The organism is Actinoplanes sp. CA-252034, assembly GCF_050956125.1.
Taxonomy (GTDB): Bacteria; Actinomycetota; Actinomycetes; order Mycobacteriales; family Micromonosporaceae; genus Actinoplanes.
In genome coordinates this window covers 8,780,735-8,801,236 of the sequence record NZ_CP191846.1, presented here as the reverse complement: position 1 = coordinate 8,801,236, position 20,502 = coordinate 8,780,735, and the positions used below count along the sequence as shown (strand labels likewise).

The 20,502-nt window shown below is 72.1% G+C and carries 19 protein-coding genes; 16 read left to right on the top strand and 3 right to left on the bottom strand.

Going from position 1 to position 20,502, the window contains the following annotated elements:
• Nucleotides 1-25: 25 nt before the first annotated feature.
• The 5 genes from yidD (at nucleotide 26) to ACQPZW_RS39875 (ending at nucleotide 6,186) form a co-directional block, all read left to right on the top strand.
• Nucleotides 26-400 (top strand): membrane protein insertion efficiency factor YidD, encoded by a 375-nt coding sequence (gene yidD / locus ACQPZW_RS39895; RefSeq protein WP_433791221.1) that lies wholly within the window; start codon nucleotides 26-28, stop codon nucleotides 398-400.
• A gap of 45 nt (nucleotides 401-445) precedes the next feature.
• Complete coding sequence (locus ACQPZW_RS39890) at nucleotides 446-1,681, top strand: transporter substrate-binding domain-containing protein (RefSeq protein WP_433791220.1); 1,236 nt, start codon at nucleotides 446-448, stop codon at nucleotides 1,679-1,681.
• A complete protein-coding gene (locus tag ACQPZW_RS39885) occupies nucleotides 1,678-2,727 on the top strand; it encodes a hypothetical protein (RefSeq protein WP_433791219.1) in 1,050 nt (349 codons plus the stop codon). Before ACQPZW_RS39890 ends, ACQPZW_RS39885 begins: the two co-directional genes overlap by 4 nt.
• Nucleotides 2,728-2,808: 81 nt before the next feature.
• Nucleotides 2,809-3,531: a PP2C family protein-serine/threonine phosphatase gene (locus ACQPZW_RS39880; RefSeq protein WP_433791218.1), complete on the top strand. Its 723-nt coding sequence runs from the start codon at nucleotides 2,809-2,811 to the stop codon at nucleotides 3,529-3,531.
• Between the two features lie 45 nt (nucleotides 3,532-3,576).
• Complete coding sequence (locus ACQPZW_RS39875) at nucleotides 3,577-6,186, top strand: putative bifunctional diguanylate cyclase/phosphodiesterase (protein WP_433791217.1); 2,610 nt, start codon at nucleotides 3,577-3,579, stop codon at nucleotides 6,184-6,186.
• A gap of 149 nt (nucleotides 6,187-6,335) precedes the next feature.
• On the opposite strand, the gene ACQPZW_RS39870 is transcribed toward ACQPZW_RS39875, so the two are convergent.
• A complete protein-coding gene (locus ACQPZW_RS39870) occupies nucleotides 6,336-9,005 on the bottom strand; it encodes an ATP-dependent RNA helicase (protein WP_433791216.1) in 2,670 nt (889 codons plus the stop codon).
• Nucleotides 9,006-9,164: 159 nt separating this feature from the next.
• Here ACQPZW_RS39870 and uraD point away from each other — a divergent pair, with 159 nt between their 5' ends.
• The 7 genes from uraD (at nucleotide 9,165) to ACQPZW_RS39835 (ending at nucleotide 15,733) form a co-directional block, all read left to right on the top strand.
• Entirely contained in the window at nucleotides 9,165-9,671 is a 507-nt protein-coding gene (uraD, locus tag ACQPZW_RS39865) for a 2-oxo-4-hydroxy-4-carboxy-5-ureidoimidazoline decarboxylase (protein WP_433791215.1), read from the top strand.
• Complete coding sequence (uraH, locus tag ACQPZW_RS39860) at nucleotides 9,661-10,020, top strand: hydroxyisourate hydrolase (protein WP_433791214.1); 360 nt, start codon at nucleotides 9,661-9,663, stop codon at nucleotides 10,018-10,020. Before uraD ends, uraH begins: the two co-directional genes overlap by 11 nt.
• Nucleotides 10,021-10,035: 15 nt before the next feature.
• Nucleotides 10,036-10,887, top strand: coding sequence for a factor-independent urate hydroxylase (pucL, locus tag ACQPZW_RS39855; RefSeq protein WP_433791213.1), 852 nt, complete (start codon nucleotides 10,036-10,038; stop codon nucleotides 10,885-10,887).
• The gene (locus ACQPZW_RS39850; protein WP_433791212.1) at nucleotides 10,884-12,233 is read left to right on the top strand and encodes an 8-oxoguanine deaminase; all 1,350 of its coding nucleotides are present in this window, start codon (nucleotides 10,884-10,886) and stop codon (nucleotides 12,231-12,233) included. Before pucL ends, ACQPZW_RS39850 begins: the two co-directional genes overlap by 4 nt.
• A gap of 76 nt (nucleotides 12,234-12,309) precedes the next feature.
• On the top strand, nucleotides 12,310-13,857 hold the full coding sequence (gene aceB, locus ACQPZW_RS39845) for a malate synthase A (protein WP_433791210.1): 1,548 nt from the start codon (nucleotides 12,310-12,312) through the stop codon (nucleotides 13,855-13,857).
• A gap of 57 nt (nucleotides 13,858-13,914) precedes the next feature.
• Entirely contained in the window at nucleotides 13,915-15,051 is a 1,137-nt protein-coding gene (locus ACQPZW_RS39840) for a DUF6986 family protein (RefSeq protein ID WP_433791209.1), read from the top strand.
• 22 nt (nucleotides 15,052-15,073) lie between these two features.
• Nucleotides 15,074-15,733 carry a hypothetical protein gene (locus tag ACQPZW_RS39835; protein WP_433791208.1) on the top strand — a complete coding sequence of 220 codons (660 nt, stop codon included), beginning with the start codon at nucleotides 15,074-15,076 and terminating at the stop codon, nucleotides 15,731-15,733.
• Between the two features lie 114 nt (nucleotides 15,734-15,847).
• Here ACQPZW_RS39835 and ACQPZW_RS39830 read toward each other — a convergent pair whose 3' ends face one another.
• Nucleotides 15,848-16,162 carry a hypothetical protein gene (locus ACQPZW_RS39830; RefSeq protein WP_433791207.1) on the bottom strand — a complete coding sequence of 105 codons (315 nt, stop codon included), beginning with the start codon at nucleotides 16,160-16,162 and terminating at the stop codon, nucleotides 15,848-15,850.
• A gap of 151 nt (nucleotides 16,163-16,313) precedes the next feature.
• Here ACQPZW_RS39830 and ACQPZW_RS39825 point away from each other — a divergent pair, with 151 nt between their 5' ends.
• Nucleotides 16,314-16,556, top strand: a complete 243-nt coding sequence (locus tag ACQPZW_RS39825) for a hypothetical protein (RefSeq protein ID WP_433791206.1) — start codon at nucleotides 16,314-16,316, stop codon at nucleotides 16,554-16,556.
• Here the strand turns inward: ACQPZW_RS39825 and ACQPZW_RS39820 are convergent.
• On the bottom strand, nucleotides 16,547-16,969 hold the full coding sequence (locus ACQPZW_RS39820) for a glutaredoxin family protein (RefSeq protein WP_433791205.1): 423 nt from the start codon (nucleotides 16,967-16,969) through the stop codon (nucleotides 16,547-16,549). The genes ACQPZW_RS39825 and ACQPZW_RS39820 overlap by 10 nt on opposite strands.
• A 92-nt stretch (nucleotides 16,970-17,061) precedes the next feature.
• Between ACQPZW_RS39820 and allB the strand changes: the two genes are divergently transcribed.
• From allB to ACQPZW_RS39805, 3 genes are read left to right on the top strand one after another with little or no spacing between them, the layout of a single operon-like run.
• Nucleotides 17,062-18,372, top strand: a complete 1,311-nt coding sequence (gene allB / locus ACQPZW_RS39815) for an allantoinase AllB (protein ID WP_433791204.1) — start codon at nucleotides 17,062-17,064, stop codon at nucleotides 18,370-18,372.
• Nucleotides 18,372-19,343 (top strand): allantoicase, encoded by a 972-nt coding sequence (alc, locus tag ACQPZW_RS39810; protein ID WP_433791203.1) that lies wholly within the window; start codon nucleotides 18,372-18,374, stop codon nucleotides 19,341-19,343. Before allB ends, alc begins: the two co-directional genes overlap by 1 nt.
• Nucleotides 19,340-20,467 (top strand): phosphotransferase family protein, encoded by a 1,128-nt coding sequence (locus ACQPZW_RS39805; RefSeq protein ID WP_433791202.1) that lies wholly within the window; start codon nucleotides 19,340-19,342, stop codon nucleotides 20,465-20,467. The genes alc and ACQPZW_RS39805 overlap by 4 nt, the downstream gene beginning before the upstream one ends.
• The last annotated feature ends 35 nt before the right edge of the window (nucleotides 20,468-20,502 follow it).

Sequence of the window (20,502 nt, the reverse complement as noted above, 5' to 3'; positions counted from 1 at the left end):
TGCGGGCTTCCGCCATCATGTGATCGTGAGTTTCGGAAGATCACGGAAGAAGAAAAAGAAGCACTCCTGGCTCGACTCGTGCAACCCCAACACCAACTGCGACTGTGACATCCCGGGATGCGACTGCTTCTCGCTGAGCATGATGCTGCGGTTGTTCGCGGCGCTCAGCCGTACCCCTGGAGGCTCCCGGGCCGAACGGGCGGTGACGACCGCCATCCGCGGTTATCGGAAGGTGTCGCCGAGGCTGCCCACCCGGTGCCGCTACCAGCCCACCTGCAGCGCCTATGCGCTGCTCGCCATCGAGCGGCACGGCCTCCGGGCCGGGCTGCGGCTGACCGCCGCGCGCCTCGCCCGGTGCCGTCCGGGTGTTCCGTTCGGTACCGGGGATCCCGTTCCCTGAGGATGTCGGGCACGATGACTCGTCTGGGGACGAAGGGACGGGTCGATGGCCGACACCGACAACGACGACGACGGCGCTGCGCCACGCCAGCCTCCGCCGGATGACAGCTGGCTTCTGCGGACGCTGCAACAGCTTCCGCCGAAGCAGCTGGCCGCGCTGCGCCGGTTCGTGACCGCCGCCGCCCCGCCGGAACCACCGCCCGTCCCGGTCGTTCCGGTCGTCCCGGTCGTTCCGGTCGAGGAGATGACCGTCGAGGAGCTCGCCTCCCGGGACATCGCCACGCAGGCGGCGATGGAGCAGGCCCGGGCCGAGGCGGAGCACGCGGCGATCACCCGGCGGGACAACCAGTTCAAGGTGTGGCGGCTGGCCGGGCTCGGGGTGCTCATCGTCCTGACCCTGCTGGTCTCCCTGGGCCGTCTGCTGGTCGGCGGCCCGCCGTCGGTCGCCGAGCTGCGGGCCGAGTCCGGAGTCGACACGTGGACGACGCTGGACATCGGCGTCAAGGACGACCAGTACGGGACGGCCTACCGCGACGCAGCGGGTATCTGGACGGGATTCGACATCGACATCGCCTACATGATCGCCGAGGATCTCGGTTTTCGTCGCGAGGACGTGCGTTTCTACGGCTTGGAGAGCGAGGACCGGGCGCGCATGCAGGCGACCGATGCCGATCGCAACCGGGTGCCGGTCCAGTTGGTGATCGCCAGCTACAGCATCACCGAGAAGCGGAAGATCGAGGGTGTCCACTTCTCCCAGCCCTACCTCTACACCGAGCAATCGGTGATCACCCTCAAGGGCCGGCACGGGCCGGTCGTCGCCCTGAAGGACCTTCAGGACCAGCGGGTCTGCACACTCTCCACGTCGACGAGTGCGAACGCGCTGACCGACGCCAAGGCGATCGTGACCCAGAAGAACCGGGTCAAGGAGTGCTTCGCCGAACTCGACGCCGGCACAGTCGACGCGATCAGCACCGACGCCGCCATCCTGGCCGGCTGGAAACACGAGTTCCCGGAGAAGTACGAGCACTGGGATCTGGGGCTGGAGTCCAACGAGCGATGGGGCATCAACGTGGGTGAGAACCCGGCGCTCGAGAAACTCGTCAATCTAACCCTGTACCGGTCCTGGGCGGATCCGAAGGACACCCGCTGGGAGAAGGCCTTCGAGCAGAACCTCCAGGTGGAGATCGACCCGGTCAAGAAGACCGCGATCGCGGTCGGCGAGCAGCCCCGCGCCGAGCGGCCGGAGGTGGGCTGGATGCCATGGGAGGATCCGCTCGGATGACGACCGACATCCGGACCGGGCGGGTCACGAAGGGCCGCGTCCGCTCCCGCCCCGGCTACCGCGCCGAGCTGAACTGGCTGCTGGCCGTGCTGCCCGGCTTCCCGCTGCTGCTGCTCGTGCTGCGGCTGTGGTATCTGAGCCGGCAGGACCTGCCCACGATGCTGCTGCTCGTCCAGTACATCAACCCGCTCGGCATGCTCGGCGCCCTGTTCGTCACGCTGAGCTGGACGGTGCCCGCGGCCATCCTGCTGGTCCGGGTGCTCGGCGGCATCTCGCTGGTCAGCTCCCCGGGCCAGACGGCGACGTCGTTCCTGGCCGTGGCGGCGTTCCGGATGCCCGGCTGGGTCGTCGTGATCGCCGTCGGCATCGCCGCCTTCACCTGGCAGCTGCGCATGCTCCCGCTGCTGATGATGCTGGTCGTGGCGATCCTCGGGCTGACCGCGGTGCAGGGTGAGCACGGTGAGCCGTGGCTGATGCGCTGGCTCACCCTGGGCGTGCCGGTGCTCGTCGCGATCATCGTGTGGATCTTCGTTTGGCCGGGAGTGGTCGCCTCCCTCCGCTCCGGTGAGTACGCGACGGCCGTACTCCTGCTGGGTCCTCCGCTCTTCGGCCCGGTCCTCACCGGGCCGGTCCCGGAACGCTGGGCGCGCATCGCCACCCACTGGCCCGCCGTGGCGGTCGCCTTCGCCATGCCCTTCATGGTCGGCGTCGTCTTCCTGCGCGCCCCCGTCCTGCCGGACAGCGCCATCGAGGTGGAGACCGGGGGCGAGCCGATGAAGGTCGTCCGTGGTCAGCTCATCTCCGTCGACGACACCTCCACCACGATGCTCCAGGCCACCGGCGAGGTCACCTTCATCCCCAACGGCGAGGTCCGGTCGAAGACGCTCTGCCCGCAGGCCGCCGACGACCCGGCCAGCGGCATCACGGTGCGCGGCTGGCCGATCGAGGCCCCGGCACTGGAATGGATCGCACCGACACGGCCGGTGACCGAAATCGATCCCCGGTGCCTCGGCCGGCCCCTGAATCGGGGCTCAGGCGGTGGATGAGTGTAATTTCAGCAACGACATGTGCGACATGCCGCCCACCACGTGCAGACAGGTTGGCGCCGACCTGGCAGGCTGCACGCCATGACCTTGCACCTCCGGTGGGCGGCCGTCACCGACCAAGGACACGTCCGGAGCAACAACGAGGACTGTCACTTCGCCGGTGACTCGCTTCTCGTCGTCGCGGACGGCATGGGCGGCATGGCCGCCGGCGATCTGGCCAGCCGGATCGCCATCGAAGCCATGGTCGCGCTCGACATGCCGATCGCCACCGATCACCAGATGGACGCCCTGCACCGGGCACTCGAGCTCGCCAACGGGCGGATCGCCGAGCAGGTGGCCCTCGACCCCACGCTGGCCGGCATGGGCACCACGCTGACGGCGGTGCTCTTCAACGGCGAGCGGGCGGCCATGGCCCACGTCGGCGACTCCCGCGCCTACCTGCTCCGCGCCGGCCGGCTGAACCAGCTGACCAAGGACGACACGTACGTCCAGATGCTCGTCGACCAGGGCCTGATCAAACCCGAGGAGGCGGCCGCCCACCCACGTCGGGCCGTCGTCACCCGAGTGCTCCAGGGCGAGCCGGTCACCCCGGCCTACGTCATCGTCGAGCCGCAGCGCGGCGACCGCTGGCTGCTCTGCAGCGACGGTCTCACCGGCGTCGTGCCCGACCCGGTCCTCGAGGAAGAGCTGCGGACCGTGACCGATCCGAAGGCCTGCGCGGAGAGGCTCATCGATCTCGCCCTGCGCGGCGGTGGGCCGGACAACATCACGGTGATCGTCGCCGACGTGACCGCGGGGGACTGAGCGGGTATTTTACTCCGGCCGCGACGTCTCGCGGCCCGGACTCTGGTGGTGATCACGACGGCGCGACTGCTCGGCACGCTGGCGCTCACCCTGGGTGTGGTCGCCTTCGGCGAACTCGTCCTCGGCACGCCCCGCCTCTACACCGACACGGCGCAACTGGTCGCCGGGCTCGTCGCTGCCGCCGTCTGCCTGGCCGTCGGCCGGGACCGCGCCGGCACACCCCGCCGCTGGCGGCTGCTCTCCGCCGCCGGGCTCGTCGTCTGGTCCCTGAACCGGCTCTGGTGGGTGATCCAGGACGTCGCCGGCGCCGACCGGTTGCCGCCGCGCGTACTCACCGACGCCGCGCTGTTCGTGCTGCCGGTCTGCATGCTCGTCGGGCTGCTCGGCGCGGTGCACACCCGGCCCCGCCCGGTGCCCACGTCACCGCTGCGCGACCAGCTCGCCCTCGTCATCGACAGCCTGCTCATCACCGGCTCGGTGCTCGCCCTCTTCTGGTCGGTGCTGCCCGGCTCGGTCGCCCTCCGCGGCCTGACCGTCGTCCACCTGGTCTACCTGATCGCCGACCTGGTGCTGTTCACCATGGTGATGCTGCTGCTCACCACCCGGCCCGACTCCCCGGCCGGGCGGCGGCCGCTGCGGCTCGTCGGATCGGCGCTGCTCGCCTTCGGCGTCGCCGACACCGTCCGCCTCCTCGGCAGCGGGCCGACCTGGCTGGAAGGGCTCGGGCACCTGCTCGGGCCGGCGTTCATCGCCATGGCGGCGCTCAGCCCCAACCGGATCCCGACGCCACAGCCCGACCCCGAGGTCCTGGAACGCGACTGGTTCCGGCTCCTCCTTCCGTACGGGCCGGTCGTCGTCACCGGGGTGGTGCTCGTCGTGCGTACCGTCGCCGAAGGCTCGCTCAGCCCGTTCGAGGCCTACCTCGGCTGGCTGGGCCTGGCCCTCGTCGTCACCCGCCAGATGATCACCATCGTCGACAACACACTCCTCTTCGACCGGGTCGCCACCGCCCAGCGCCGCCTGCACCACCAGGCCTACCACGACCCGCTCACCGGCCTCGCCAACCGCGCGCTCTTCCGGGAACGACTCGTCCTCGCCATCGACGCCCACCAGAGACGCGGCACGCCCGTGGCCGTGCTCTTCGCCGACCTCGACGACTTCAAGCTCATCAACGACACGTTCGGGCATGCCATCGGCGACCGGGTGCTGCAGGCCATCGGCGAGCGGATGCGGGCCGGGGTCCGCGCCGGTGACCTCGTCGCCCGGCTCGGCGGCGACGAGTTCGCCATCGTCCTCGACCAGGGCGGCGTCGCGGTTCCGGCACCCCGCCACCGCGCGCCCTGGCGACGTCGGGCGGACGGCGTCCTGCGGCAGCGCCGGTACGTCCTCTCCGCCGCCGGGGTACGGGTCTCCGAAGCCGCCTTCGCCGGGGGCGCCACCGTGTCGCCCTCGTGGGACGCCTCGACCGGTTCCGCAGCCCCGGCCGTCGCCACGTCGGCGTCCGTTCTGCCTTCCGGCGCCTCGGGTCCTCTGCCGTCCGCCGGGGCCTCCCCGTCGCCGTCGCCCTCCTCGTCCTCCTCGCCCTCGCCCTCGTCGTTCTCCTCGTCCTCCTCGTCGGACGGGGCGGCCGAGTTCGACGAGGGCTGGGAAGCCGAGGCCGAAGCCATCGGTCAGCGGGTGCTGGCGACCCTCCGCGAGCCGTACGTCATCGACGGCCGTTCGGTCGGGGTCGGCGTCAGCATCGGCCTGGTCACCGCCGAACCCGGCGACGACCTGAGCGCCGACCTGCTGCTGCGCCGAGCCGACGCCGCCATGTACGCGGTGAAGCGCCGGGGCAAGGGCGAGCTGATCCGCTACACCGGCCCCAAGGACTCCGGCCAGCACGCCGACCTGCCGAAGCTTCTGGCCGGAGCGCTGTCCGGCGGGAGTCCCGCGTCCGCCGGTTTCGACGTGCACTACCAGCCGATCGTCCGGCTCAGTGACGGCGCGACCGTCGCGGTGGAGGCACTGGCCCGCTGGACCGACCCGGTAGCCGGCCCCGTCCACCCCGACGTCTTCGTCACGATGGCCGAGCGAACCGGCCTGGTGGCGGCGATCGACGACTTCGTGCTCGACCGGGCCTGCGCCGACACCGCACGCCTGGCCGAGCTCTACGGCCGTCCCATCGACGTGCACGTCAACGTCTCGGCGGGCCGTCTCGCCGGCCCGGGACTGGAGGACGCCGTCCGGGCCGCGCTGGCCCGCCACCGTCTCGACCCGGCCCGCCTGATCATCGAGATCACCGAGACGCTGCGGATCCCCGACCTGCCCTGCGCCGCCGGGCTCGTCGAACGGCTGCGGGCCCTGGGCGTACGGGTGGCCCTGGACGACTTCGGCAGCGGCTACAACGCGCTCGCCCAGTTGCACGCCATCCCGGTCGACATCGTCAAACTCGACTCCACCCTGACCGACGTCGACACCTCCCCGGACCGGGCCGGCGCCCTGTGCCGCTCGGTGCTGGCCATCTGCGCCGAGCTGGGCATCACCGTGGTCGCCGAGGGCCTGGAGACCGAGGAGCGGGCCGGCGCTATGGCCGCTCTCGGCTGCCCGCAGGGCCAGGGCTACCTCTACGGCGCCCCGGTGCCCCTTACCCGTCTGCCCGGATCCGCTCCCTGACCGGCGCTTCCCGACCGGCTTCCTGACCGGCGCCGTCACAGGCATCGTGACCGGCTTCCTGACCGGCTTCCCGACCGGCTTCCTGACCGGCGCCGTCACAGGCAGGGAGGGTCTCGCCGGTCACCGGCGCCGGGGCGGGTGTCCGCCGGTCAGCGGGAGCGCGGGTTGGCGCGGCGAGTCGGCTCGGCGGTGGCCGGGTCCTCCGGCCACGGGTGACGCGGGTAGCGCCCGCGCATCTCGGCGCGCACCTGGGGATAGCCCTGGACCCAGAACGAGGCGAGGTCAGCGGTGACGGCGACCGGCCGCCCGGCTGGGGAGAGCAGGTGCAGCAGCACGGGAATCCGGCCGTCGGCCAGCCGTGGCGCCGCCCGCCAGCCGAACGCCTCCTGCACCTTGACCGCCAGCACCGGGGCCGCCGGATCGCTGTAGTCGATCCGCACCTGCGATCCGCTCGGCACCGGAAGCCGCTCCGGCGCCACATCGTCCAGCCGCCCCGCCACCGACCAGGGCAGCAGCCGCCGCAGCCCGCCGGCCACGTCGACTCTCGCCAGGTCGGCCCGCCGCCGGGCCGATCCGAGGCCGAGCCAGTCCTCGGGGCTCGCCAGCAGCGCGGCGTCGGACACGTCCGGCCACGGATCTCCCAGCGCCGCATGCGCGAACGCGAGCCGTCTGCGCAGCTCCTCGGCGTTCCGGCTCCAGGTCAGCAGGCCGAGCCCCTCCTTCTGGAGACCGGTGACCAGCGCCGCCCGGAGCAGAGCCGGATCGGGGTCGGCGAGCCGGGCGGAGACCAGCGTGATCGCCCCGAGCTTGCGAACCCGCCGTGCCACCACGTCACCGTCGATCCAGCCGATCTCGGTGCCCTCGGTGAGCATCGGCGCCGCCACCTCCAGGGCGATCTCCTCGTCCAGGGGAGCGGCGCTGCGGATCCGGGCCACCCGGGCTCCGGCGGCCCGGTCCGCGCCCGCCACGGCGAGCCACGGCGCTCCCGTCAACGGGCTGCCGGTGGGCAACTCGGCCGCGGTGCCTCCGGCCATCAGGTAGGCCCGGCCGCCGGGCTCCCGCACCCGCGCGACCCGTTCGGGATACGCCAGCCCGACCACCAGGCCGGCCGCCAGGTCGTCGCTGAGCCGTGCCGGCCGCGTCCTGCCCGGACTGCTCCCCGACCGCGCCCTCGTGTCCGGCCGGACGGCCGCTGTGTTCGGCGGGGCGGCCGCTGTGTTCGGCGGGCCGGCCGCGGTGGGCGGCGGCGGGGTGGTCGGTGTGGGCGGCGGCGAGGCGGTCGGTGCGGCGGCGGGGCCGGGGTCGACGGGTGGGGCGGGGGAGCGGTCCAGGGCACGGGTGAGGCGGCGCACCTCGGCTCGGCGGCCGGGCTCGTCGCGGCCGGTCCGCCAGACGGTGACCACGTCGCCGGTGGTGGTGCGGTCGTCGTCGAGGACGGCGACGATCTCGGCGGCGCGGCCCGCTCCGAGGGTGACGGCGCCGTCGATGAGGGCGCGTGCCAGCCGGGGATGCAGACCGGCGCCGGCCAGCACGCGGCCACGGGCGGTGATCCGGCCGCCGGCGTCGACGGCGCCCAGGTCGTGCAGGGTGGCGACGGCGGCCCGCAGCGCGCCGGACGGCGGCGGATCGGGCAGGGCGAGGCCGTCGCCGTCGGGGTGCCCCCACAGCGCCAGGTCGAGGGCGAACCCCGTCAGGTCGGCGGCGACGATCTCCGGCTCGGGCTGGGCGGGCAGCCGATCGTGCAGGGCCGCCGGCCAGCAGCGGTAGACCCGGCCGGGCGCCTCGCGCCCGGCCCGTCCGGCGCGCTGCTCGGCCGACGAGCGGGACACCGGCACCGTGGCCAGGGTGCCCAGACCCCGGCCGTGATCCATCCGGGGCACCCGGCTGAGCCCGGCGTCGACCACCGCGCGTACGCCCGGAACCGTCAGGCTGCTCTCGGCGACCGCGGTGGCCAGCACGACCCGGCGGCGCGGGCCGGCACGCAGAGCCGCGTCCTGTGCCGCACCGGTCTGCCGGCCGTGCAGGGACACCACCTCGGCGTCGAGGCCGCCGAGCCGGGCGGCGACCGTGGCGATCTCGCCCGCGCCGGGAAGGAAGACGAGCACGTCCCCGTCCCCCTCGGCGAGGGCACGCCGGGTCGTGGCGGCCACATGGTCGAGAAGGCGCGGGTCGACACGGAGGCCCAGCGGTGGGGCGATCGGCCCGGCCGGTGGCGCCCAGATCACCTCGACCGGGTGGTGGCGGGCGTGGGCGGTGACGATCGGCGCCGGCCGGCCGGGCTCACCGAGGACGGTCGCGAGCCGCTCGGCGTCGGCGGTCGCCGAGGTGGCGAGAACCCGCAGGTCGGGCCGGAGCGCGGCCCGCACCTCGACGAGGAAGGCCAGGGCCAGGTCGGAGTCGAGGTGCCGCTCGTGGCACTCGTCGAGGATCACCGTGGTGACACCAGCCAGCTCGGGGTCGGCCTGCAGCCGGCGGACCAGCAGACCGGTGGTGACGACCTCGACGACGGTGTCACGGGAGACCTCCCGCTCACCGCGCACCGCGTAGCCGACCCGCTGACCGGTCCGCTCGCCCAGCAGCGTGGCCATCCGGCGGGCGGCGGCGCGGGCGGCGACCCGGCGCGGCTCGGCCACGATCACCCGGCTCCCCGCCCCGGCCAGAGCGAGCGGGACCAGCGTGGTCTTGCCGGTGCCGGGCGGCGCGACCAGGACGGCGGCCCCAGAGCCGGCGAGGGTGGCGGTCACCTCGGGCAGCACGGGACGGACCGGGAGATCGGGCAGGGAGCCTACGGGGATGAGCACGCGCCCAGTCTGGCCCATGCCGACGGTGACCCACGCGGTCGTCCACAGCGCTGGACGGACGGCGAGATTTCCGGCTGCGATTCGTGGCAGGGTGGCGCTTGTTAATTCTTCGGTTCGTCGGTGCGGGTCGCGGTTCGGGCCTGCTTGACTGATCGACATCGACGAGGGGGGTGACCGATGGGCGCGGTGGATTCCTTCAACGCTCTGCCCGCGGAGCGTCTGGAGGCCGAGCTGCTCGCCTGCTGCGCGGCGCCCGCCTGGGGCACGGCCGTCGCGGCGGGCAGGCCGTTCGCGGACCGGGCCGGCATCCTCGCCGCGGCCGACGCCGCGAGTCGTGAGCTGAGCTGGCCGGAGGTGCTGCAGGGCCTGGCCGCGCACCCACGGATCGGCGAGCGGGCCGCCGGCGACTCCAAGGAGGCCGCCTGGTCGCGCGCTGAGCAGTCGACGGCCGCGCAGAGCGCCGACGACACGGCGAAAGCCGAGTTGATCGCGGCGAACCGGGAGTATGAGGAACGGTTCGGGCACGTGTTCCTGATCTTCGCGAGCGGCCGGTCGCAGAGCGAGATCCTGGCCGCGGCCCGGGAGCGACTGGGCAACGACGACGCGGCCGAGCGGTCGATCGTGACGGATGAGCTGCGCAGGATCGCGCGGCTGCGATTGGAGCGGGTGCTCGATGCCCTCTGACGGTGTCACCGCGGCGTTCCACGCCCGCATCTCGACGCACATTCTGGACACGGTGACCGGTGACCCGGCGAAGGACGTCTACGTGCGGCTGGAGCGCCGCGACTCGGACGGCTGGAGCACCGTCTCCGAGGGGCGCACCGACGGCGACGGCCGGCTGCGCTACGAGGTGGCGCTGCACGAGTGGCAGGCCGGCGGCTATCGCCTGTTCTTCTACGTCGAGCCCTATCTGGGCGGCGACTGCTTCTTCCCGGAGATCACGGTCGCTTTCCACGTCCACGACCCGAATCGCCACTACCACGTGCCGCTGCTGCTCAGCCGGTACGGCTACACCACCTATCGAGGGAGCTGACGACCGTTGGGCATCGTGCTCGGACCCAACCGCTACGGCAAGGCGGAGACACGTCTGGTGCGGGTGCACCGTGACGGTGACTCGCACGGCCTGGTGGACTTCAACGTCAGCATCGCGCTCTCCGGCGACCTGACCGCCACCCATCTGACCGGCGACAACTCCGGTGTCCTGCCGACCGACACGATGAAGAACACGGTGTACGCGTTCGCCAAGGAGCACGGTGTCGGCGAGCCGGAGGTGTTCGCCCTGCTCCTGGCCCGGCATTTCGTGAGCACCCAGCCACAGGTGCACGCCGCGAAGGTGTCGGTCGAGTCGTTCACGTGGGACAGGCTGGGCCCGCACTCGTTCCGTAAGCGGGGCGACCACGTGCGTACCACGGTGGTCTCGGTGACGCGCGAGACGGCGCAGGTGGTGTCCGGGGTGTCCGGGCTGGTGCTGCTGAACTCGGCGGACTCGGAGTTCCACGGTTTCGTCGAGGACGACTACACGACCCTGAAGCCGACGACCGACCGGATCCTGGCGACGGCCGTGGAAGCCCGCTGGCGGCATGCCGGTGACGACACCGACTGGGCCTCGTCGCACGAGGGTGCGCTCGATGCGCTGGTGCGGGCTTTCGTCGGCACCTACAGCCTCTCGTTGCAGCAGACCCTCTACGCGATGGGCGCGCGGGTGCTGGAGGAGCGTCCGGAGGTCGCCGAGGTGCGGCTCGCGCTGCCGAACAGGCATCACTACCTGGCCGACCTGTCGCCGTTCGGGCTGGACAACCCGGGTGAGGTGTTCATCGCCGGCGACCGGCCGTACGGGTTGATCGAGGGCAGTGTGATCCGGGACGACGCGCCCGCCGCGACCGCGGAGTGGTGGCTGTGATCATCATCGAGAACGCGGCCGTCGCGACGGTCGACGCGGCCGGCACCGAGTTCCCCGACGGTCACGTGGTGGTCGGCGACGACGGCCGGATCGTCGCGGTCGGGGCGGGCCGGGCCGACGAGAGCCACCGGGGCCGGCGTGTGGACGGCACCGGCTGCCTGATCACGCCCGGTCTGGTGAACACACATCACCACCTCTACCAGTGGGCGACCCGTGGCCTGGCGCTGGACGAGACGCTGTTCGGCTGGCTCACCACGCTCTACCCGATCTGGGGCCGGCTGGACGCCGGGATCGTGGGCGCGGCGGCCGGCGCCGGGCTGGGCTGGCTGGCGCTGTCCGGCTGCACGACGAGCATGGACCACCACTACGTGTTCCCGCGTGACGGCGGTGACGTGCTGGCGGCCGAGATCGAGGCGGCCCGGACGATCGGCCTGCGGTTCCATCCGACCCGCGGCTCGATGGACCTGAGCCGCAAGGACGGCGGCCTGCCACCGGACCACGTGGTCGAGGACACCGACGAGGCGCTCGCGGCCACCGAGGCGGCGATCGACCGCTGGCACGACCCGTCGCCGGATGCGATGTTGCAGATCGCGGTGGCGCCCTGTTCGCCGTTCTCGGTCACCACCCGTCTCATGGAGGAGGCGGCGGTGCTGGCCCGGCGCAGGGGGGTCCGCCTGCACACCCATCTCGCCGAGACCGACGACGAGGAGGAGTTCTGCCTCAAGCAGTTCGGCTGCACCCCCGTGGAGTACGCGGAGCGCGTCGGCTGGCTCGGCGACGACGTCTGGCTGGCCCACGGCGTGCACCTGGACGACTCGGCGATCGCGAAGCTCGGGGCCACCGGCACCGGCGTGGCACACTGCCCGAGCTCGAACGCGCGACTCGGCACCGGCTCGGCCCGGGTGCGTGAGCTGCTGGACAACGGTGTGCCGGTGGGTCTGGGCGTCGACGGCGCGGCCTCGCAGGAGGTGTCGCATCTGGGCGCCGAGCTGCGGCAGGCGCTCTACACGGCACGGCAGCGGCAGGGCCCGAAGTCGTTCGGCGCGCGGGAGGCGCTGCGGCTCGGCACCATCGGCGGGGCCCGCTGTCTGGGCCGGCAGGACGACATCGGCTCGCTGGAGCCGGGCAAGCTGGCCGATCTGGTGATGTGGCGGCTGGACGGTCTCGGGCACGAGGGCATCGACGACAAGGTCGCGGCGCTGGTCTTCGGCCCGCCCGCCCGGGTGGAGCTGGCCCTGGTCGGTGGCCGCCCGATCGTCGAGCGTGGCGAGCTGGTCAACGCGGACGCGGACACGTTGACGGCCGAGGCCCGGCGGGCTCACCGCAGGCTGATGGCGGCCTCCTGACGATCACGGGGAAGGACCATGAATAATGCTCGATTACGGTACGGGGGAGTAACCACACTGAGAGGAATCGTCAACGATGACCGAGATCCTGTCCGACGAGGCCGTGGCGTTCGTCGCCGACCTGAACCGGCGATTCCGGCCTCGCCGTAACGAGCTCCTCCAGGCGCGTGCCACGCGTCGCGCGGAGATCGCGGCCGGGGCCACGCTGGGCTTCCTGGCCGAGACGGCGGACATCCGCGCCGCCGAGTGGTCCGCCCCGCCCGCACCCGCCGACCTGCAGGACCGGCGGGTCGAGATCACCGGCCCGACCGAGCGGAAGATGACGATCAACGCGCTGAACTCGGGCGCGAAGGTGTGGCTGGCCGACCTCGAGGACGCGAACACCCCGCACTGGTCGAACGTCGTCGACGGGCAGCAGAACCTCTACGACGCGATCCGGCGCACGATCACCCTCGAGACCGGGAAGAAGACCTACGAGCTCAACGGCGGACCGTACCCGACGATCGTGATGCGCCCGCGTGGCTGGCACCTCGACGAGCGGCACCTGCCGGTGGACGGCGAGCCGGCCGTCGGCGCCCTGGTCGACTTCGGCCTCTACTTCTTCCACAACGCTGCGGAGCTGATCAGCAGGGGGAGTGGCCCCTACTTCTACCTGCCGAAGATGGAGTCCCACAAGGAAGCCGAGTTGTGGAACGACGTCTTCACCTACGCCCAGGAGAAGAGGGGCATCCCGGTCGGCACCATCCGGGCCACCGTCCTGATCGAGACCATCCCGGCCGCGTTCGAGATGGAGGAGATCCTGCACGCGCTGCGCCCGCACATCTCCGGTCTCAACGCCGGCCGCTGGGACTACCTGTTCAGCATCATCAAGTACTTCCGCGACAACCCGAACATGATCCTTCCGGACCGGGCGGCCGTGACCATGACCGCGCCGTTCATGCGGGCGTACTCGGAACTGCTCGTCTCCACCTGTCACAAGCGCGGGGCGTTCGCCATGGGTGGCATGGCCGCGTTCATCCCGAGCCGTCGCGACCCGGCGGTCAACGAGGTGGCCCTGACCAAGGTTCGTGAGGACAAGGAGCGAGAGGCCGGCGACGGGTTCGACGGCTCCTGGGTGGCCCACCCCGATCTGGTGCCGGTCTGCCGTGAGATCTTCGACCGGGTGCTCGGCGACAAGGCCAACCAGGTCGACAGGAAGCGGCCGGACGTCGCGGTCGACGCCTCCGACCTGCTGCACGTGGCCGGCACCGGCGGCGCGGTCACCCGGGCCGGGCTGCACAACAACGTCAACGTGGCCCTGCAGTACCTGGAGGCGTGGCTGCGCGGCAACGGCGCGGTGGCGATCCACAACCTGATGGAGGACGCCGCCACCGCGGAGATCTCCCGCTCCCAGGTCTGGCAGTGGATCCACAACGGGGTGAAGCTCGAGGACGGCACGCCGATCACCGCCGAGCTGGTCGGGCAGATCGAGGACGAGGAGCTCGCGAAGATCCGCGAGAGCGTCGGCGACGAGGCCTGGACCGCGGGCCGCTACGACGACGCCCGCAAGCTCTTCGAGCGGGTCGCCCTGGCCGACGACTTCGCCGACTTCCTGACCACCGCCGCCTACGACTCCATCGACTGAGCCACGGTGCGGCCGGGCCCGGCCCGGCCGCACACCCCCGCGAGGAAGGGCCGACCGTTGCGCCTGAACGAGGACGACTACGCCGACATCGACGCCGGACTCGCCGCACACGACGCGTTCCTGCAGGCCCGCTATCCGGGTGAGCGGCCCGGCCGGCAGCCGGTCCACACCGTCTACGTCCCGGCCGACCGCCTCGACGGATTCCGTGACTGGGGTGGCATCGCCCTCGACACGATGGACCGGCACGACTTCCCCTGGCCCGACCCGGCGGTCCGCGCCAAACTCGCCACCGAGCCGATCGAGGACCTGCGCGTCGACTTCGAGGACGGCTACGGCGTCCGCGACGACGACCAGGAGGACGCGGCCGTCCGCAAGGCCGCCGCGATCCTCGCCGACGGCCCACGGCCGCCGTTCACCGGGCTGCGGATCAAGTCGCTGGAGGCCGCGACCCGGCGCCGGTCGCTGCGCACGCTCGACCTGTTCCTCGACAGCTACCAGGGCCTCTTCACGATCACGCTGCCCAAGGTCAGCGGTTCCGACCAGGTCGCCGCCATGGTCACCCTCTGCGAGAGACTCGAGCGATCGTACGGCCTGAGCGCCGGCACCCTGACGTTCGAGATCCAGATCGAACTGCCGTCGGCCGTGCTCGCCGCCGACGGGACAGCGGCCGTCGCGCGCCTGATCACCGCGGCCGCCGGCCGGTGCACCGGGTTGCACTACGGCACCTACGACTACAGCGCCGCCGCCGGGGTGGCCGCCGCCTACCAGTCGATGGAGCATCCGGCCGCCGACTATGCGAAGGCGGTGATGCAGGCCGCCGCCGCCCAGACCGGGGTGCGCCTGTCCGACGGGTCGACCAACGTGCTCCCGGTCGGGGACACCGCCGACGTGCACGCCGCCTGGGAGCTGCACCGGCGACTGGTCCGCCGGTCTCTGGAACGTGGCTACTACCAGGGCTGGGACCTGCATCCGGCCCAGCTGGCGACCCGGTATGCGGCGACCTACGAGTTCTTCCGGGACGGCCGGGACACGGCCGTCACACGTCTGCGGCGATACCTGGACCGGCAGGACAGCGGCATCGCCGACGAGCCGGCCACCGCCCGTGCGCTCGCCGGCTATCTGTTGCGCGGCCTGGACTGCGGGGCTCTGACCGACGCCGGGTTCCCGCGGGAGCAGTTGACCACCCTGGCCTGAGACGAGCGGCGGAGGACGGACAGTGGGCTACGACACCGAGTTCACGGGACAGGTGACCATCGTTCCGCCGCTGAATCCACACGAGGTGGAATATCTCGACCGATTCGCCGAGACGCGGCACGAGTCGCGGGCTGCGGGCCCCTTCGTGGTGAGCGGAAACGGGCTGGAGCCCGGTGAGATGTACGGGGGAGGCGAACCCGGCCCGGAGCACCCCGGATATTGGTGCAAATGGGTGCCGACGGCTGCCGGTGACGCGCTGATCTGGAGCGGCGGGGAGAAGTTCTACGACGCGGAGATCTGGCTCGCCTACCTGGTGGAGACGTTCCTGGCGCCCGGGGCGGAGATCCGCGGCGACCTGCCGGCGACGTGGTTGCGGCCGGCGGTGTTCGAGCACTTCACCTGTGATCACGTGCTCAACGGGGTGATCACGGCGGAGGGCGACGAGGAGGACGACCGGTGGCGGATCGAGGTGCGCGACAACGTCGTGCACGTGATCCGGCTGGTCGTCTGGCCGGACCACGGCGACATCGACGCGCGATGCCCCGACGAATGGGGGAGCGGGCAGTGGGAGCGATTCGAGGCGCGGACCCGGCGCAATCACGTCTTCACGGTGAGCGGAGCGGGGGAGATCCACGATCGGGGCCCTGCCACCGCGAACGGCTTCGAGCCGGTTCCGGGATGAGCCGCCGACCGGGCGCCGATCGGTGGGGACGGGCGCGGTGGGAAAGCCGGCGGTAGCCGCCGGAGGCGGGGTTCCCCGTGGTGCGGTGGGGGAGGTGTGGCCGTACCCCCGTGTTCAGACCATCGAGAAGACCGGGACGATGAGGAGCGCAGCCAGTGTCAGCCAGGTGGCGATCTCCTCGTGGCCGCGATTGCCTTCGCGGACCGCCTTGTAGAGCACGCCCGCCATCAGCCCGACGAGACCGGTGCGGGCGAGGATCGAGGCGGCGCCCGGCTCGCCGAACCAATCGGGCGCGAGGCTGATCAGCGACGCCGGGTCGATGACCGCCAGTGTGGCGAAGGCGAGAACGACGACTGCCAGGACCGCGACGGCGGCGCCGCGCAGGAGGATGTTCGGTCCGGTGTTCATCGCGGGCTGCTGGTTCGTCACGCCGGTTGCCTTCCGTGATGGTCGATGTCGGTGAGTCGAACCATAGTGGCACCGGCAAATCCGGTGTGGATCGAACCTTCGATGCTTGTGGGGAGTACTACGAGGCGGGACCGCGCGCAACGCGAGGGAGTGTCGTTCAGTGATCGATAGTGTGACTCAGAGTGATATCGAGCATGTCTGTGAGCGGCCGTCGTGGAAGTGCCGGGCGTGCGGCGACCCCTGGCCGTGCACCCCGGCGCGGGTGTCGCTGTCGGACGGCGCGGATCGGGTGCTGCTGACCATGTACATGTGGGGCCACCTGGACCGGGCCATGACCGAGTTGCCACCGGGGCCGCCGATGGAGCTGTTCGACCGGTTCCTGCGGTGGACCGACGGGCAACTGATTCAGGCCTGAGACGGCGTCGTCGGGACGATCTGGTCGCGCAGCCAGGACGGGTCGGGGTTCACGTGGCCCCGGCCGCCGATCACCACCGTCGGCACCGTCTCGTCGCCGCCGGTGATCTCCCGGACCGCGGCGGCCGCGGACGGGTCCTGCCAGATGTCGACCCAGCGCAGCCGGTCCGCGTCGGGGCCGAGACGGGCCCGTAGCCGCAGGCAGAAGACGCAGCCCGGCCGCCAGTAGACGACCGGGCGGTCGTCCGCGGCCGCGGCGCGCGGAAACACGAGCGGTGACAGCACGAACGCGAGCACCAGGAACAGGGCCAACAGCAGCGCGGCGGTGCCGGGCGCGCCGTCGCCGAATCGGGCCGCGGCGATCAGCACACCGCAGAGGGCGGCCAGGGCCGCCACGCTCCATCGTCGCACCATGGAGCGGCACGGTACTCCGCTACCCGCCGTAACGGCATCCCTGACGGACCGGATCGCCGCCGGCCGAAACAAACCGCCGATAGGGTCGCCCCATGGCTGATCTTGTAGTGCGCTCGCGGCGCGTGACGGCGCCGGACGGGGAGCGGGCGGCGGCGGTCGTGGTGACGGACGGGAAGATCACGGCGGTGCTGCCCTACGACGCCGTGACCGAGGCGGCCGAGGAGGTCGACCTCGGTGACACCGCGCTGCTTCCCGGCCTGGTGGACACGCATGTGCACGTCAACGAGCCGGGCCGCACCGAGTGGGAGGGGTTCGCCACGGCCACCCGGGCGGCGGCGGCCGGCGGCGTCACCACGATCATCGACATGCCGCTCAACAGCCTGCCGCCGACCGTGCACGCCGAAGCGCTGAGGATCAAGCAGGCGGCCGCGACCGGTCAGTGCCACGTCGACGTCGGCTTCTGGGGCGGCGCGATCCCGGGCAACGCCGGTGACCTGCCGGGCCTGCACGCCGCCGGTGTCTTCGGTTTCAAGTCGTTCCTCGCCGACTCGGGGGTGCCCGAGTTCCCGCCGGTCGACGCCACGCAACTCGCCGAGGCGATGAACGCGGTCGACGCTCTCTTCGTGATCCACGCGGAGGACCCGGACCACCTGCGCGAGGCGGCGAGCTCCCCCGCGTACGCCGACTTCCTGAGCTCTCGCCCGCAGGACGCCGAGCATGCCGCGGTCGCGACCGCCGTCGAGGTGGCCCGCGCCGCGGGCCGTCGGGCGCACATCCTGCACCTCTCCGCCGCCTCCGCCCTCCCGCTGATCGCCCGGGCCAGGATCGAGGGGGTACGCGTGACCGCCGAGACCTGCCCGCACTACCTGACCCTGGACGCGGCCGAGATCCCGGACGGCGCCACCGAGTACAAGTGCTGCCCGCCGATCCGTGACACCGATAACGCCGACAGACTGTGGGAGGCGCTGGCCGACGGCCTGATCACCTGCGTGGTGAGCGACCACTCGCCGTGCACGCCCGACCTGAAACGGCAGGACACCGGCGACTTCGCGGCCGCGTGGGGCGGGATCGCCTCGGTGCAGCTGGGTCTTCCGGTGATCTGGACCGCGGCCGCCGAGCGGGGGCATACCCTCGCGGACGTGGTGAAGTGGATGGCGCGCCGCCCCGCCGATCTGGTGGGATTGCGCCACAAGGGCCGCATCGCGGTCGGCGCGGACGCGGATCTGGTGGCGTTCGAGCCGGACGAGACGTTCGTCGTCGACGCGCACGCGCTGCACCACCGCAACCCCGTCACGCCGTACGCCGGAAAGGTCCTGAGGGGTGTGGTCCGCACCACCTGGCTGCGCGGAGGCGTCGTGACCGGCGACAAGCCCGGCGGAAAGTTCCTGGCAAGGGAGATCTGATGGACTTCAGCGCGCTGCCCGACCTCGCGTCCCGGGCGTTCGGCGGAGGCGTCGTGCACGCCAACGACGAGTTCTTCGCCGCCGCCGACCACCTGGTGCTGCCGGACGTGCCGGGCCACGCGCCGAGGACGTTCGACCACAAGGGACAGGTCTACGACGGGTGGGAGACGCGCCGCCGCCGGTCGCCGGGTCACGACTTCGCGATCGTCCGGCTCGGCGCGCCCGGCATCGTGCACGGCGTCGACATCGACACCGCGTTCTTCACCGGCAACTTCCCGCCGCACGCGTCGGTCGACGCCGTCGAGCTGTCCGGCTATCCGGGCCCGGATGAGCTGGCCGCCGCCGACTGGGTGGAGATCCTGCCGAAGTCCCGGTTGAAGGGCGACGGCCGCAACCTGTACCCGGTGGACGACCGCCGCCGGTTCACGCACGTGCGGCTCAACATCTTCCCGGACGGCGGGGTGGCCCGCCTGCGCGTGCACGGCGAGGTGGTGCCCGACCCGGAGCTGCTGCCGAAGATCTTCGACGTGGCCGCCGCCGAGTACGGCGCCACGGTCGTCGACTGCAGCAACATGTTCTACGGCAACCCGCAGCGGATGCTGATGCCCGGCCTGGCCCGCAACATGGGCGACGGCTGGGAGACGTCCCGGCGCCGCGACGACGGCAACGACTGGGTGCTGGTGCGACTGGCCGCCCCGGCCGAGCTGCGCTTCGCCGACCTGGACACCAGCCACTTCAAGGGAAACGCTCCCGGCTGGGCCACGCTGACCGGTTTCGACAGCGACGGTTTCGCCCACGACCTGCTGCCCCGGGTGGCGCTGCGCCCCGACACCCCGCACCGGTTCGCGCTGCTCGAGGCACCCCGGGTGACACAGGTGCGGCTGGACATCTTCCCGGACGGCGGCATGGCCCGGCTCCGGCTGCTGGGGCGGGCCGACCGGAATTTCCTGCGTGCGAGACTCGGCCGGTGAGCCGTACCGTCTCTCTCGTGCTCGTCGATCCGGCGGGCGAGCTTCTCGGCCGGTTGCCACCCTTCACCGTCGCGGCGCCCTGGTGGCAGGACGTCGCCGGCGTGGTGGCCGGCGCCGGCGTCGAGGTCACCGTGCTGCGGCTGCTGCACGGTGACCGGGAACCACCCGGCGGCCACGTCACCTATCTGGCGATGACGCACGAGAAGCCGGCCGGTCTGCTGCCGGCCGACGTCGACCTGGCCCCGCATCCGCTGCGCGCGGCCTATGCCGAGGCGGCGGGAGTGACCGCGTCGCTGGCCTGGGCGGCGGGCGCGCTCGACCGTGCCGGGTTGACCGGCCTGACCGCCCGGCAGCAGCGCACCTGGAACCTGTCGGCGATCTGGCGGTTCGACGACCCGGCCGGCACGCCGGTGGCCTGGCTCAAGCAGGTGCCACCGTTCTTCGCGCACGAGGCGGCCGTGCTGCGGCTGGTCGGCGACGTCGCGCCGGACCTGGTGCCGTATGTGCTGGCCGCCGGCGACGAGGGCCGGGCTCTGATCGCGCACGTGGCAGGCGAGGACTGCTACGAGGCGGGGCCGGACCTGCGCACCGCGATGCTCGCCGCCCTCCACCCGGTTCAGCGGCGCTTCGCCGGACGGGTGGACGAGCTACGAGCGGCCGGTGTCCCGACGCTGTCGCTGGAAGGGTTGCCACGGATCGCCCGGCCGTACCTCTCGGACGTCCCGGGACTGGCGGACCTGCTCGACGGCCTGCCGCGCCGGCTCGCCGAAGTCGACGAGTGCGGCCTCCCGGACACCCTGGTCCACGGCGACCTGCACATGGGCAACGTGATCAGCGACGGCGACCGGCACACCATCGTGGACTGGGGAGACGCGGTGATCGGCAATCCGGCCTACGACGCCGTGCGGATCCCCGGCGACCCCGAGGTGCGGGCCGCGTGGGCGAAGCTCTGGCCGGACCACGACGCCCTGCGGGCCGCGGAACTGCTGCGCCCGGTGGAGCTCCTGCGGCAGGCGGTCGTCTACGACGGGTTCATGGCCGCGATCGAGCCGTCCGAGTGGCCATACCACGCCACCGACGTCCGCCGATGCCTTCAGACCGCTGTCGACCTGGCCTCCCGGTGAACATCGCATTCACGAGTCTCACCGTACCGGCGGCG

Coding starts and splice junctions, on each gene's coding strand:
- ACQPZW_RS39885 (WP_433791219.1), top strand. CDS start 1,678: ATGACGACCGACATCCGGACCGGGCGGGTCACGAAGGGCCGCGTCCGC.
- ACQPZW_RS39880 (WP_433791218.1), top strand. CDS start 2,809: ATGACCTTGCACCTCCGGTGGGCGGCCGTCACCGACCAAGGACACGTC.
- aceB (WP_433791210.1), top strand. CDS start 12,310: ATGACCGAGATCCTGTCCGACGAGGCCGTGGCGTTCGTCGCCGACCTG.
- alc (WP_433791203.1), top strand. CDS start 18,372: ATGGACTTCAGCGCGCTGCCCGACCTCGCGTCCCGGGCGTTCGGCGGA.
- ACQPZW_RS39890 (WP_433791220.1), top strand. CDS start 446: ATGGCCGACACCGACAACGACGACGACGGCGCTGCGCCACGCCAGCCT.
- ACQPZW_RS39870 (WP_433791216.1), bottom strand. CDS start 9,005: ATGGGCCAGACTGGGCGCGTGCTCATCCCCGTAGGCTCCCTGCCCGAT.
- allB (WP_433791204.1), top strand. CDS start 17,062: ATGGCTGATCTTGTAGTGCGCTCGCGGCGCGTGACGGCGCCGGACGGG.
- uraD (WP_433791215.1), top strand. CDS start 9,165: ATGGGCGCGGTGGATTCCTTCAACGCTCTGCCCGCGGAGCGTCTGGAG.
- ACQPZW_RS39820 (WP_433791205.1), bottom strand. CDS start 16,969: ATGGTGCGACGATGGAGCGTGGCGGCCCTGGCCGCCCTCTGCGGTGTG.
- uraH (WP_433791214.1), top strand. CDS start 9,661: ATGCCCTCTGACGGTGTCACCGCGGCGTTCCACGCCCGCATCTCGACG.